The sequence below is a fragment of the Lachnospiraceae bacterium genome (assembly GCA_025758065.1).
In the GTDB taxonomy this organism is placed as follows: Bacteria; Bacillota; Clostridia; order Lachnospirales; family Lachnospiraceae; genus Enterocloster.
The window spans coordinates 2,111,876-2,124,508 of the sequence record CP107199.1; the positions used below are offsets into that span (position 1 = coordinate 2,111,876).

The window sequence follows — 12,633 nt, forward strand, 5'->3', positions numbered from 1 at the left end:
AATAATGCAGCGCAGGTTATCTGTGGGGGCGTATTCTATAACTTACAGTTATTAAATATATCAATAACCACCATTTCCATTATAGTACATCCTATGGTATACTACATATTAGTACAAAACACAGAAAATGCAGAAAAGCAAAACCCAGACAAGGCGGTTTTAAGAAAGGAATACATACATCATGGCAAAAGGAACCATTTTTAAATTTCATAATGACCTTGATACAGATCAGATCATCGCATCACAGTATCTGCTTTTACCAAATTTAGAAGAAATGAAGGAGCATGCTTTTGAGTCTTTAGATCCGGATTTTCCTAAAAAAGTTAAACCGGGAGATTTTGTTGTAGGTGGTGAAAACTTCGGATGCGGTTCTTCCAGAGAACAGGCACCAGGCGTTTTAAAAGCATTAGGTGTACAGGCTATCGTCGCAAAATCCTTTGCAAGGATTTTCTACAGAAATGCTATTAATATCGGACTTCCTGTTATTGTCTGTAAGGAGCTGCCGGATGAGGTAAAGACCGGCGATACCATGGAACTTTCCATGTCAGATGGAACGGCCCAGGCAAATGGCAAGACCTATTCCTGCACCAAGTTGCCGGAATACATGCAGAATATTTTAAACCAGGGCGGACTGATCGCCTCATTAAACCGTGAGGAGGAATAGGAAAATGGGAATGACGATCGCAGAAAAGATCATAGCGGCAGCAGCCGGCGTTGAAAGTGTAAAACCGGGAGATATCCATACTGTAACATTAGACCGTTTAATGAGTAATGATGGTACCACACATCTGACTGTGGACATGTACCGGAATAAATTAAAAAACCCACATATTGCTGATGCAAAAAAAGTGGTATTTATCGTAGACCACAACGTACCTTCAGATTGCCCGAAAACAGCAGCATCCCAGAAAAAAATGCGTGATTTTGCAAAAGAAAACAACATTGATTTCTGGGAAGGAAAAGGCGTCTGCCATCAGGTAATGATGGAAAATTATGTGTGTTCCGGTGAGCTGATCTTCGGGGCAGACAGCCATACCTGTTCCTATGGCGCTTTAGGCGCTTTTGGTACCGGCGTAGGATGTACGGATTTCCTTTATGGAATGGTAACTGGAAAATCCTGGGTACTGGTTCCTGAAACTGTAAAGTTTAATCTGGTAGGAAAACTGCCGGAAGGTGTTTATGCAAGGGACCTGATCTTAACCATCATTGGAGAGATCGGTGCAAACGGATGTAATTACCAGGTAATGGAATTTACCGGAGAAGGTGCAAAAAACTTAAGCATCAGTGAGCGTATGGTACTTTGCAATATGGCAGTAGAAGCAGGTGCAAAGACCGGCATTTTTGAGGCAGATGAAAAGGCATTAGAATATCTGGAAGCACATGGCAGAAAGCCAAAAGCTGTATACAAGAGTGATCCGGATGCAGTGTATGCGAGAGAATATACCTTTGACTTATCCAAAGTACGTCCTGTGGCTGCAAAACCTGATTTTGTGGATAATGTAGTTCCTGCAGAAGAAGTCCGTGGAATAAAGATCGACGAAGCATTCTTAGGTTCCTGCAACAATGGACGTATTGAAGATTTAAGAGTGGGTGCTTCTATTATCAAGGGCAAAAAAGTGGCAGAAAAGGTACGTTTCCTGGTAGTCCCTGCAAGCCAGACCGTTTACCGTCAGGCATTAAAGGAAGGTCTGATCGATATCTTTATGGAAGCAGGCGCTATTGTCATGAACCCGAACTGCAGCGTATGCTGGGGAAGCTGTCAGGGCGTGATCGGTGAAAATGAAGTCCTGATCAGTACAGGTACCAGAAACTTCAAGGGCCGTGCAGGACATCCAAGCTCTAAGGTATATTTAGGCTCCGCAGCTACTGTTACTGCCTCTGCCATTGCAGGAGAGATCGCCCTGGCTGAAGACATAAAATAATCGAAAATATGAGGATATTGGAACATGGATAAAATGATAGGAAAGGTATGGGTTTTGGGAGATGATATTGATACTGATATTATTATCCCCACTGAATACCTTGCATTAAAAACAATAGATGATATGAAGCAGTACGGATTTTCCCCGCTGCGCCCGGAGCTGGCAGACCAGATCAAACCGGGAGATATCATTGTTGCAGGAAAGAATTTTGGCTGCGGCTCTTCCAGAGAACAGGCACCGGAGATCATCAAGGCACTGGGAATCCAGTGTGTTATCGCAAAATCCTTTGCAAGGATCTTCTTTCGCAACTCCATTAACAACGGTCTGCTTCTTATTGAGCAGCCTACTCTCTATGATGACATCAAAGAGGGGGATACCATATCTGTTGTAATGAATGAACATGTTGATTATAATGGAAAAACATATCCCATCGCAGCTCTTCCGGAGAATCTGATGGACATTATCCGCGCAGGCGGTCTGGTAAAGGCTATGCGCAAACTGAATGGTCTGGATTAGGAGGAGTGTAAGAAATGGGAAAGACAGTAATTGAAAAGATCATAGAGCATAATACCGGCAAAGAAGTAAAGCCAGGTGATATTGTGACTGTAAATGTGGACCGTGTGATGATCCACGATATATTTATCCCTTTTGTAGCAGAAAAATTCAGGGAAATGGGCTTTGGGAAGCTTTGGGATCCGGATAAAGTGGTTCTGATCTATGACCATCTGGTACCTGCAAGTCAGTTAGATGATACCAGACATTTCCATACTGGTGATGCTTTTGCTGAAAAATATGGCATGACCCACGTACATAGAAGCGATGGCATCTGCCACCAGCTGATGACAGAAGCAGGTTATGTAAAGCCAGGTGATATTGCATTTGGTACAGACAGCCATACCACTACCTACGGCTGTGTAGGCGCCTTTTCTTCAGGTATCGGATATACAGAAATGGCAAGCATCTTAGGAACCGGAACCATGTGGATCAGGGTACCGGAGACTATTAAAGTTGTGATCAATGGCAAATTGCCTGAAAATGTAATGTCAAAGGATGTTATTTTGCGTCTGATCGGTGATCTGGGCGCAGACGGCGCTACTTACAAGGCACTGGAATTTTCTGGAAGCGCAGTAGAGAATATGACAGTTGCCAGCCGTATGACCATTTCCAACATGGCCATTGAAGCAGGTGCTAAATGTGCACTGTTTACACCAGATGAAAAAACAGCAGAATACTGTGATATTACCTTAAATGATTATCAGAAGAGCCTGGCAGGCGATGCAGACGCTAACTACTGCAAGATAATGGAATACAAGGCAGAGGATTTTGTACCTGTTATGGCATGTCCGTCCCAGGTAGACAAGATCCGCAATGTCAGCGAACTGGAAGGAACAGAGATCGACCAGGTATTTATCGGCTCCTGCACCAATGGCCGTTTAGAGGATCTGGCAGCAGCAGCTGAGGTTTTAAAGGGCAAGAAGGTAGCAGATTTTGTAAAACTGATCGTTACACCAGCCAGCCGTAAGATCTACAGACAGGCAGATGAAATGGGTATCCTGGATACACTGGCAGAAGCCGGTGCTATCATCACCCATCCCGGCTGTGGACTGTGCTGCGGCAGAACCGGCGGCATCTTAACAGATGGTGAAAGAGTAGTTGCAACCAATAACCGCAACTTCTTAGGCCGTATGGGAACATCCAAGGTACAGATCTATCTGGCTTCTCCAAAGACAGCAGCCAGTTGTGCTGTTGCGGGCAAGATTGTAAGTCCGCAGTAGAAAGATAAAAGAATTATAAAAAGCATATAAGATAGATAAGAGCGTGTTTTTGGGAATGGAGACATGCTCTTTTTTATAATCAGGTTACAAAATTAATAAACGATTGCAAAATCCTCTTTGCTTTTGTAAAATATAGTTATAACTACAAGTGAAGTGACGATATATTTACAAAATGATCTTTCAGAGTTTCTCATGCGCCTGCTGTTTTGGCTGATCATTGACAAAAAATCCTTACAAAATCAGGCACAGGGAGACTCCGGGAGTACATTAGACATAGAAGGGGGATGCCTATGAAAATACCGGAAGCCATACATCAGGATAAAAATATCAAATGGATATTGCTCATGGGACTTTTACAGACAGCAGCCTGTGCGGTCACTTACTGGTTTAGGATCTCTAATCCCAATATCATTTTAATTGTGATTTTATCTGCGGCTTTAGTACAGTTTGGATACAAAGCAGGTATCCTTTGCGGCGGGATCATATATTTGTATACTATGTTCTATTTTTCTGTAGAACACAGTTTCTGGATTTTTGATACAGATGGCAGAAGTAAAGTAATGGTGGTGGCTATTGGTATTGTGGCCAATATTCTGATCGTAGGAAGCTTGAAGGAACAGATGGAAAGGATCAACAAAGAAAGGCTCCATCAGTTAGAGATCGCCACCACATTAAACCGTTGTGCAGCGGAACTTTCCGCAGACAGGAATACTGGTGTGGCTATTTATAACCTTCTGGGCATTATCTGTAACTATTTTCAGGCAGACAGAAGTTATATTTTTGATATTGATTATGAAAAACAGATCGTTATCAATACATACGAATATGCAGCAGAGGGTGTTTCCTGTCAGATCGATAATCTCCAGGAAGTCCCCCTTTCTGTTATTGAAGTCTGGTTGGACCGTTTCGAGAAAGGAGAAGTTTATTACATCGCAGATACAAAGCAGGAAAAGGGGTATCCCTCTTACGAAATGCTGGTGGAACAGAAGGTTCAACGCCTTTTAACAGTGCCACTAAAGAAAAATGAAAAGATTATCGGCTTTGTTGGAGTAGACAATCCCCGGACTCATTTTGATGATGCCACACTTTTGCTGTCTTTGCAGTATTTTATTGTAAACAGCCAGTCTTCCCAAAAGCAGCAGGAGCGTTTGCAGTTTTTAAGCTTTCGTGATATGCTTACAGGGCTTTATAATCGCAATAAATACATGAAAGTGCTGGAAAGCTGTGAATATTTCCCGGTCCGCGATACAGGGGTTGCCTATATTGACCTTAACGGCTTAAAACAGGTTAATGACAGCCTGGGACACGAAGCAGGAGACAGGCTGATCTGTAGTGCCGCCCAGTGTATTTTAAAAACGTTTCCGGAAAATGCGTATCGTATTGGCGGAGATGAATTTGTGATCATTGTTGCGAAAACAGCGGAAGCAGATTTCATGGAACGGATCAAACAGGTGCAAGAAGACCTGGAAGAGGCGGAGGTCAGCTGTTCTATAGGACTGGAATGGAAAAATGAAAGTATGATAGAAGCTATGTTAAAGGCAGCGGAAAAGCGGATGTACATAGAAAAGAATGCTTATTATCAGGTAAAAGGAAGAGACAGGAGAGGCTTGGTGAAAACATGACAGACTACAGAAAATACACAGATTATATTATAGAACAGGCAGAAAAATTATTATCCATAGACAGTCCCTCAGGCTATTGCCGGCAGGTAACAGATTATCTGTTAGAGGAATTAAAAAGACTGGGGATCCAGGCAGAACGTACCATCAAAGGCGGTGTAGTTGCTTCTTTTGGCGGGAAAAACAGAGAAGATGGGATTTTATTAGAAGCCCACTGCGATACTTTAGGTGGCATGGTAGCTGAGGTAAAAGCAGATGGGCGCCTCCGGCTGACTAATATCGGTGGTATGAAACCGGCAAATGCAGAGGCAGAAAATGTGCGCATTGTTACCAAAGCAGACGGGATTTATGAGGGTGTATGCCAGCTGATCAATGCTTCTGTCCATGTAAATGGAAATTATGAGAAAACAGAGCGAAACTGGGATACCATAGAAGTTCTGGTGGATGAGCCGGTAAGCTCCAAAGAGGATACGTTAAAGCTGGGCATCATGCCGGGAGATTATGTGTGCTTTGAGCCACGGACACGGGTTACAAAATCAGGCTATATTAAAAGCCGTTTCCTGGATGATAAGCTTTCAGCAGCTATTTTACTGGGATATGGAAAATATCTGAAAGAAGAAAATATACAGCCTGACAGGTTTGTATATGCCCATTTTACAGTTTATGAGGAAGTGGGACATGGAGGCAGTGCTTCTGTACCCGCTGGTGTTACGGAAGCCTGGTCAGTGGATATGGGCTGTGTAGGCAATGGACTGATGTGTACAGAACGGGAAGTTTCTATCTGTGCAAAAGACAGCGGCGGACCTTATAATTACGAGATCGTAAGCCGCCTGGTGGAGCTTGCAAAGGAAAATAACATAGGTTTTGCAGTGGATGTATATCCTCACTATGGTTCTGATGTGGAGACTACTCTCCGTGCAGGAAATGACATCCGTCATGCCCTGATCGGACCAGGTGTGTATGCTTCCCATGGCTATGAAAGAAGCCACAGAGATGGTGCAGAAAACACCTTCCGTCTGATACAGGCTTATATTGGGTAAAAATAGACTTGCTGTCTGCAGATGGTACAAGCTGTAGCCAAAATTCAATAATAAAATGATCCTCTGTCTCCATATATTGTAGAAAACAGCAAGTTGGAAACAGGGGATTTTTTATGGGAAAATGGATGATCGTCGGGGTTGTGGCCGGTCTGCTTCTGCCTTTTGGGACTACACTGATAGTCACAGGAAATATACAGGGAACACAGTACAGCAGGCAGCAGGAGAGAACGGCTGCAGGCAGTTACCGCATCTTTTTAGACCAGTCAGGTGGCAGTGAAAAGGAAAAATGGCTGTCACTGGAAGAATATCTTCCTTCTGTGCTGGCAGTGCAGGTATCCCCGGATAGTGAAATGGAAGCCATAAAGGCCCAGGCAGTGATTGCAAGGACATATATAAGGCAGCAGATGGAGAAGATGGAGAATGGATCAGAAAAGCCTGAAATTGGGATGTCTGAAACTGGCGGGGAGGTAACAACCGTAGGAAAGTCACAGTCAGTATGGGAGATATCAGAATCAGATCTGGGGTTAAGGAGAAAGCCAGGAGATGAATTAAAGAAAACCTGGGGAACAGATGCGTTTTTGGAAAAATACAGCCGTCTGGAGGAAGCAGCAGCCCAGACGGCCGGGATCGTAATGACCTGTCAGGGGAAACTTATCACACCTCTTTTTTGCAGGCTGAGCGCCGGAAAAACCAGAAATGGGGGTGAAAACTACCCATATCTTTCTTCTGTTTCCTGTCCTGATGATCTGGAGGCAGAGGATTTTATCAGCTATCTGTCTTTTTCAGATGCACAGGCAGCAGAAAAGTTAAAGGCTTTTCAGGTGCGCCCAGAAGCAATTCCCTCAAAGGTGCAGATCATAAAAAGAGATGCTTCTGCCTATGTGGAAGAGATCCAGATCGACGGTGTTTCTCTTACTGGGGAAGAAGCAGCAGATGCTTTAGGACTTCCTTCTGCCTGTTTTTTTACAGAGCCTCAGGAAAATGGTATTTCCATTACTGTAAAGGGAAATGGACACGGGTACGGCTTAAGCCAGTGTGAAGCCCAGGCAAAAGCAGCAGAAGGATGGGATTTTAAACAGATACTGGAATATTTTTACAGTGATATTGAATTTTGCACTGAATAAAGATGACCAAACTGGTAAGAATACCAGTGAGGTGATAAAAGGTGAAAGATAAAGTAAATCAGTTATTCAAAGATAAGCTCTTCCTGGTAATGATGGTCATTGGCCTTTTAACGGCTGTGGCTGCGGTAGGAGTGCTTACAGTAGGCAGTACAGATGAAAATGGCCAGAGCCCCTATCTGGAAGTACCAGGAGGTGAGCTGATGGCGAAAGAGAACGGCCAAAATGGAGCAGACCAGGAAAATACCGGTGATAATGCCCAGGCGGCAGCAGAGGCGTCACAGGAAGACCCTAAGGCTTTTGCCCAGAAGAACACAGATGAAAATGCAGGAAACAACCCACTGACAGACAATGAAAACACAGCAGAGAACAAGAATACAGGAAATGACCTTGCAGCAGAAGCAGGGGCAGGAAAACAGGCAGCAAAAGCCCTGGTGTTAAATTTTACAGATACCAGTTCCCTTACCTGGCCAGTAAGAGGAAATGTGATCCTGGATTACAGTATGGATCAGACTATTTATTTTCCTACTCTGGATCAGTTTAAGTGCAATCCGGGTATTGTGATCCAGGCAGAGGTCAGCGACCCGGTAGCAGCGCCTGCAAATGCAAAGGTACTGGAAGTAGGTTCCAATGAAGAGATCGGCAATTTCGTTGTACTGGATCTTGGAAATGAATATACTGCTACCTGCGGCCAGTTAAAGGAGATCACCGCTGTACCAGGGGAATATCTGGAAGCCGGGCAGGTCTTTGGATATGTGGCAGAACCTACAAAATATTATTCCGTAGAAGGTGTCAATGTATTCTTTGAATTAAAACACCAGGAAAAAGCTATAGATCCACTGGACCAGATGGAGTAAAAATGGCTGCAGGCAGGTAATATTATCGATTTAAGAAAAATGTTAGAAATTATTCACTGAAGATTCAGAGCCTTAAGGTATACTCTTTTTAGAATATTATATAAAAGGAGTATCGAGATGAACATTTTATTTTTCCTGACTCCTAAAAGCGAAGTAGCTTATATTAGTGAGGAAGACACCTTAAGACAGGCTTTAGAGAAAATGGAACACCACAAATATTCTGCCATCCCCATTATCAGCAGGACAGGCCGCTATATCGGAACTCTGACAGAAGGAGATCTGCTCTGGGGTATTAAAAACCAGTACCATTTAGACTTAAAAGGAGCAGAAAAGATCCCTATTACAGCCATTAAGCGCAGACTGGATAACCGTCCGGTAAAAGCAGATGCAGATATGGAAGACCTGATCGGAAAGGCATTAAACCAGAATTTTGTGCCTGTATTAGATGACCAGAAATGTTTTATCGGTATTATTACCAGAAAAGACATTATCCAGTACTTTTATAAAAAAAGCCAGCAGCCTGAGGAAAAGTGGCCTAAACGCCAGAAGACAGAATTATCAGAAGCAGTTGTTGGATAAAATGCATAAAAGAAAAAAAACAAAAATTGAAACTTTGTGCACACTTTTTGGGTGTTCTATGCTATTATAATAGACGTAACCCCCCAATACATTATATAGTTTTTGCTACACCCCATAAGAAACGAAATACCTTCTCCTGAGAAAGACCGGTTCCCCGACCGGTCTTTTTCGCGTTTGAAAATCCCCGCCGGTCAAGGCGGGGAAGGAAAATATCAGTTCAAAGAAGAAATATTACTCATCTTTTAATCTTTTTACTGCAATGCAGAATATCAGCATTCCCACACAGGAAATAATATTCATTGCCATGCCTGTTTTCAGGCCAGCCACGTTGGATACGATACCGATGATCCAGGGCATCAGGATGCCGCCGAAGCTGGCGGCAGGGAGCATGACGCCGATACTGGCTACGCTGGTCATTTTTCCGGCACAGGCAACAGCTGTGGGGTTCATGCCAGCCATGGAAAATGCAAAGGCAAAAAGCAGGAGGATAGCAGCGGTCTGATTATCAGCCATCATCAGGCAGATGTAAAATAAAGTACAGCTGACGGCCATTTTGATCATAGCTGTATATGGATTTTTCAGGGGGAATACAAAGGCAATAAGAAGCCTTGCGATCAGCGTGGCAGTCCACATAACGGTAACGGTATAGGCGCTTAAGGTACCGGAAAGGATGCCGCTTCCCTTAAAGTAAGTTACCAGCCAGCCATTTACGCTGATCTCTGCTGCGTTCTGGCAGAAGATAAGACCTGTAAGAAGCCAGAAACGCTTGCTTTTTAAGAAATCCCAGTCTGTTTTTTCTTTTTTTCCGGCTGTTTTCTTTTCAATAGGTGTCAGTTGGAAAATGATCCACATGACAAGTCCTAAAAAGCTTAAAGAAAGCATTGGAATGACCGGGCCTATAAGTCCTGCGCCTGCGATGATAAAAGGACAGAGGAGAGCACCCAGAGCGTAGCAGGAATGCATGATATTCATGCCTTTGGTGCGGTTCTTTGAGTGATTACTTACCAGGATGGTACACATATTGATGACACTTCCTTTGGCAAAACCGATCAGGAGAAAAGAAAGCACCAGAATACTCATCCAGCCGGAAATACCTAACCACAGATAGCCCAGTTCATAGCCTGCGCTTAAGGTGATAATAGTGGCTTTAAGTCCGATCTTTGCAGGAAGGACTCCGGTGGCAAAACCTGCCATCAGATTTCCAATACTCATAATAGACAAAAGTGTGCCGGTTACATTGTAATCAAATCCATAACGTTCCTGCAGCAGGCTTACTACAATACCGCTGCTGATGGAGCAGATGCCGCTTAGGAAAAAAGCAATGAAGCCTGACATCTGTAGTTTTTTGTCAAGAGAATTCATAAAAGAGGGCCTCCTGTCTGCTTCGCAGCCGCTTATTTTTTCTTCACGTATGAGATTGTATCATTTGTCAATTATATCGTCAATGAAAGGACTGTATTTTTAAAAACCAACAAAAATCAGACAAATATGAAAAAACATCTTGACTTTCTGCTTTCAGAGTATTAATTTATAAAACAAATAAAAAACAGCAATGAAAGAGACTCTTGTCTGAAAAATGTAACAGGAAGGGGGCGTCACCGACTGAGAGCGCCGCCACGCAGGACTGGGCGAAGGGAACACTCTGGAGCTGGTATATCGAAGCGGCTTTGCCAGAAGGGGATGCAACCGGCTGGCAGGACTGATAGTAGGTATATCCGTGGCATACGTTACATGCGAAAAAGAGGAGAAGTCTTAAGAGCATCCTGAAGATTTCTCAATGCGGGTGGTACCGCGGGAAAAGAAGATCCCGTCCCGGAATACAGTAAATGTGTTCCGGGGCGTTTTTTTATATAAATTTATATAAAAATCTCCGGAACCGTAAGATGTACATTTAATGTTTAATGTACACCCTTGGGAAGGAGAATAAATATGATGGAATTTGTAGAAGGCGTCAAAGCAAAGGAAACTCTTGGAATCGCACAAATCTTAGAAGGATCCTATGAAGGAAAAAAGATCCGCATGAACGGTGCTGTACACAATGTCCGTGACATGGGCGAGGTGGCTTTTGTGATCCTGCGGAAGGCAGAAGGACTGGTGCAGTGCGTATACGAAGAAGGCGTCACAAATTTTGATATCCATGATCTGAAAGAAGAATCAGCAGTAGAAGTTCTTGGTACTGTTAAGGCAGAAGAAAGAGCTCCTCATGGTTTTGAGCTGCGCTTAGAAGAGATCAAAGTATTATCCCAGCCCGCAGAGCCAATGCCGATCCCCATCAGCAAATGGAAAATGAACACATCCCTTGAAACAAAGCTGGCCCTGCGTCCGGTATCACTTAGAAATGTAAGAGAACGTGCAAAATTTAAGATCCAGGAAGGCATTGTAAGAGGCTTCAGGGATTATTTATTTACCCAGGGCTTTACAGAGATCCACACACCAAAGATCGTAGCCAGAGGTGCTGAAGGCGGATCTAACGTATTCAAATTAAACTATTTCAACAAAAAAGCAGAATTAGGCCAGAGCCCCCAGTTTTACAAACAGACCATGGTAGGTGTTTATGACCGTGTATTTGAAGCAGCTCCTGTGTTCCGTGCAGAAAAGCACAACACTACCCGTCATTTAAACGAATATACCAGCCTGGATTTTGAAATGGGATATATTGACGGTTTCGAGGACATTATGGCAATGGAGACCGGATTTTTACAGTACACTATGGCTCTTCTTGAAAAAGAGTACAAGAAGGAACTGGATATGTTAGGTGTCACACTTCCGGATGTAAGTAAGATCCCCGCAGTCCGTTTTGACAAAGCAAAAGAGCTGGTAACTGAAAAATACAACAGGCGGATCAGAAACCCATATGACTTAGAGCCGGAAGAAGAACTTCTCATTGGCCGTTATTTTAAAGAAGAATACGGCAGTGATTTCGTATTTGTTACCCATTATCCATCTAAGAAACGTCCATTTTATGCTATGGATGACCCGGCAGATCCGAAATTTACATTAAGCTTTGACCTGTTATTTAAGGGTCTGGAAGTGACCACAGGCGGACAGCGTATTCATGATTATGGCGAGATCCTTAAAAAAATGGAAAAACGTGGCATGGATCCGGAAGACATTGCCTCTTATCTGATGATTTTTAAATATGGAATGCCGCCACATGGCGGACTGGGAATCGGCTTAGAGAGACTGACCATGCGTCTTTTAAATGAGCAGAACGTAAGAGAGACAGCGCTCTTCCCAAGAGATGTAACAAGACTGGAACCATAGTTCATAAGAAAGACTTATAAAAATATTAAAATACTTCTTATATATTATAGAAGGAACCGGTTCAGATCTGGTTTAGATAAAGCAATTTAGATAAAAAAATTTGGAAAAAGTCTTTGGAAAGAGATTAAAAGAGACTTCAGAAAGGAAACAAAACCATGGCAAATGTGATCAGTGACGATACCATAGAGTATGTGGGCATTCTGGCAAAACTGGAGCTTTCACCAGAAGAAAAAGAAGAAGCAAAAAAAGATATGGGAAGAATGCTTGATTATATTGATAAATTAAATGAACTGGATACAACTGGCGTAGAGCCTATGTCTCATGTATTTCCCGTAAATAATGTATTCCGTGAAGATGTAGTGACAAACGGGGATGACAGAGACGAGATACTTGCCAATGCACCTGCAAAGAAGGATGGAGCTTTCATGGTGCCTAAGACAGTAGAATAGGAGGCGG

12 protein-coding genes are annotated in these 12,633 nt (G+C 43.2%); 11 read left to right on the forward strand and 1 reads right to left on the reverse strand.

The window, feature by feature from the left end:
* Positions 1 to 181: 181 nt before the first annotated feature.
* The 9 genes from leuD to OGM16_09860 all read left to right on the forward strand — a co-directional run bounded on the left by leuD (position 182) and on the right by OGM16_09860 (position 8,913).
* Entirely contained in the window at positions 182 to 664 is a 483-nt protein-coding gene (gene leuD, locus OGM16_09820) for a 3-isopropylmalate dehydratase small subunit (protein ID UYJ45133.1), read from the forward strand.
* A 4-nt stretch (positions 665 to 668) separates the two neighbouring features.
* Complete coding sequence (locus tag OGM16_09825) at positions 669 to 1,922, forward strand: 3-isopropylmalate dehydratase large subunit (GenBank protein UYJ45134.1); 1,254 nt, start codon at positions 669 to 671, stop codon at positions 1,920 to 1,922.
* 24 nt (positions 1,923 to 1,946) lie between these two features.
* Complete coding sequence (locus tag OGM16_09830; GenBank protein UYJ45135.1) at positions 1,947 to 2,438, forward strand: 3-isopropylmalate dehydratase; 492 nt, start codon at positions 1,947 to 1,949, stop codon at positions 2,436 to 2,438.
* A 14-nt stretch (positions 2,439 to 2,452) separates the two neighbouring features.
* Positions 2,453 to 3,697: a 3-isopropylmalate dehydratase large subunit gene (locus OGM16_09835; protein UYJ45136.1), complete on the forward strand. Its 1,245-nt coding sequence runs from the start codon at positions 2,453 to 2,455 to the stop codon at positions 3,695 to 3,697.
* Between the two features lie 290 nt (positions 3,698 to 3,987).
* Positions 3,988 to 5,319 carry a sensor domain-containing diguanylate cyclase gene (locus OGM16_09840; GenBank protein UYJ45137.1) on the forward strand — a complete coding sequence of 444 codons (1,332 nt, stop codon included), beginning with the start codon at positions 3,988 to 3,990 and terminating at the stop codon, positions 5,317 to 5,319.
* Entirely contained in the window at positions 5,316 to 6,356 is a 1,041-nt protein-coding gene (locus OGM16_09845; protein UYJ45138.1) for a M42 family metallopeptidase, read from the forward strand. The genes OGM16_09840 and OGM16_09845 overlap by 4 nt, the downstream gene beginning before the upstream one ends.
* 113 nt (positions 6,357 to 6,469) lie before the next feature.
* Positions 6,470 to 7,480, forward strand: coding sequence for a SpoIID/LytB domain-containing protein (locus OGM16_09850; protein UYJ45139.1), 1,011 nt, complete (start codon positions 6,470 to 6,472; stop codon positions 7,478 to 7,480).
* A 41-nt stretch (positions 7,481 to 7,521) separates the two neighbouring features.
* Complete coding sequence (locus tag OGM16_09855) at positions 7,522 to 8,334, forward strand: M23 family metallopeptidase (protein ID UYJ45140.1); 813 nt, start codon at positions 7,522 to 7,524, stop codon at positions 8,332 to 8,334.
* 117 nt (positions 8,335 to 8,451) lie between these two features.
* Positions 8,452 to 8,913: a CBS domain-containing protein gene (locus OGM16_09860; protein ID UYJ45141.1), complete on the forward strand. Its 462-nt coding sequence runs from the start codon at positions 8,452 to 8,454 to the stop codon at positions 8,911 to 8,913.
* Between the two features lie 231 nt (positions 8,914 to 9,144).
* Here the strand turns inward: OGM16_09860 and OGM16_09865 are convergent, their stop codons facing one another.
* Positions 9,145 to 10,275 carry an MFS transporter gene (locus OGM16_09865; protein ID UYJ45142.1) on the reverse strand — a complete coding sequence of 377 codons (1,131 nt, stop codon included), beginning with the start codon at positions 10,273 to 10,275 and terminating at the stop codon, positions 9,145 to 9,147.
* A 570-nt stretch (positions 10,276 to 10,845) separates the two neighbouring features.
* Between OGM16_09865 and aspS the strand changes: the two genes are divergently transcribed.
* The gene (aspS, locus tag OGM16_09870) at positions 10,846 to 12,177 is read left to right on the forward strand and encodes an aspartate--tRNA(Asn) ligase (protein ID UYJ48433.1); all 1,332 of its coding nucleotides are present in this window, start codon (positions 10,846 to 10,848) and stop codon (positions 12,175 to 12,177) included.
* Between the two features lie 155 nt (positions 12,178 to 12,332).
* Positions 12,333 to 12,626 carry an Asp-tRNA(Asn)/Glu-tRNA(Gln) amidotransferase subunit GatC gene (gene gatC / locus OGM16_09875; GenBank protein UYJ45143.1) on the forward strand — a complete coding sequence of 98 codons (294 nt, stop codon included), beginning with the start codon at positions 12,333 to 12,335 and terminating at the stop codon, positions 12,624 to 12,626.
* Positions 12,627 to 12,633: the final 7 nt, after the last annotated feature.

Bases quoted from the DNA above. Each gene is read 5' to 3' on its own strand.
- leuD (UYJ45133.1), top strand. From the start codon at position 182: ATGGCAAAAGGAACCATTTTTAAATTTCATAATGACCTTGATACAGAT.
- OGM16_09825 (UYJ45134.1), top strand. From the start codon at position 669: ATGGGAATGACGATCGCAGAAAAGATCATAGCGGCAGCAGCCGGCGTT.
- OGM16_09830 (UYJ45135.1), top strand. From the start codon at position 1,947: ATGGATAAAATGATAGGAAAGGTATGGGTTTTGGGAGATGATATTGAT.
- OGM16_09835 (UYJ45136.1), top strand. From the start codon at position 2,453: ATGGGAAAGACAGTAATTGAAAAGATCATAGAGCATAATACCGGCAAA.
- OGM16_09840 (UYJ45137.1), top strand. From the start codon at position 3,988: ATGAAAATACCGGAAGCCATACATCAGGATAAAAATATCAAATGGATA.
- OGM16_09845 (UYJ45138.1), top strand. From the start codon at position 5,316: ATGACAGACTACAGAAAATACACAGATTATATTATAGAACAGGCAGAA.
- OGM16_09850 (UYJ45139.1), top strand. From the start codon at position 6,470: ATGGGAAAATGGATGATCGTCGGGGTTGTGGCCGGTCTGCTTCTGCCT.
- OGM16_09860 (UYJ45141.1), top strand. From the start codon at position 8,452: ATGAACATTTTATTTTTCCTGACTCCTAAAAGCGAAGTAGCTTATATT.
- OGM16_09865 (UYJ45142.1), bottom strand. From the start codon at position 10,275: ATGAATTCTCTTGACAAAAAACTACAGATGTCAGGCTTCATTGCTTTT.
- aspS (UYJ48433.1), top strand. From the start codon at position 10,846: ATGGAATTTGTAGAAGGCGTCAAAGCAAAGGAAACTCTTGGAATCGCA.
- gatC (UYJ45143.1), top strand. From the start codon at position 12,333: ATGGCAAATGTGATCAGTGACGATACCATAGAGTATGTGGGCATTCTG.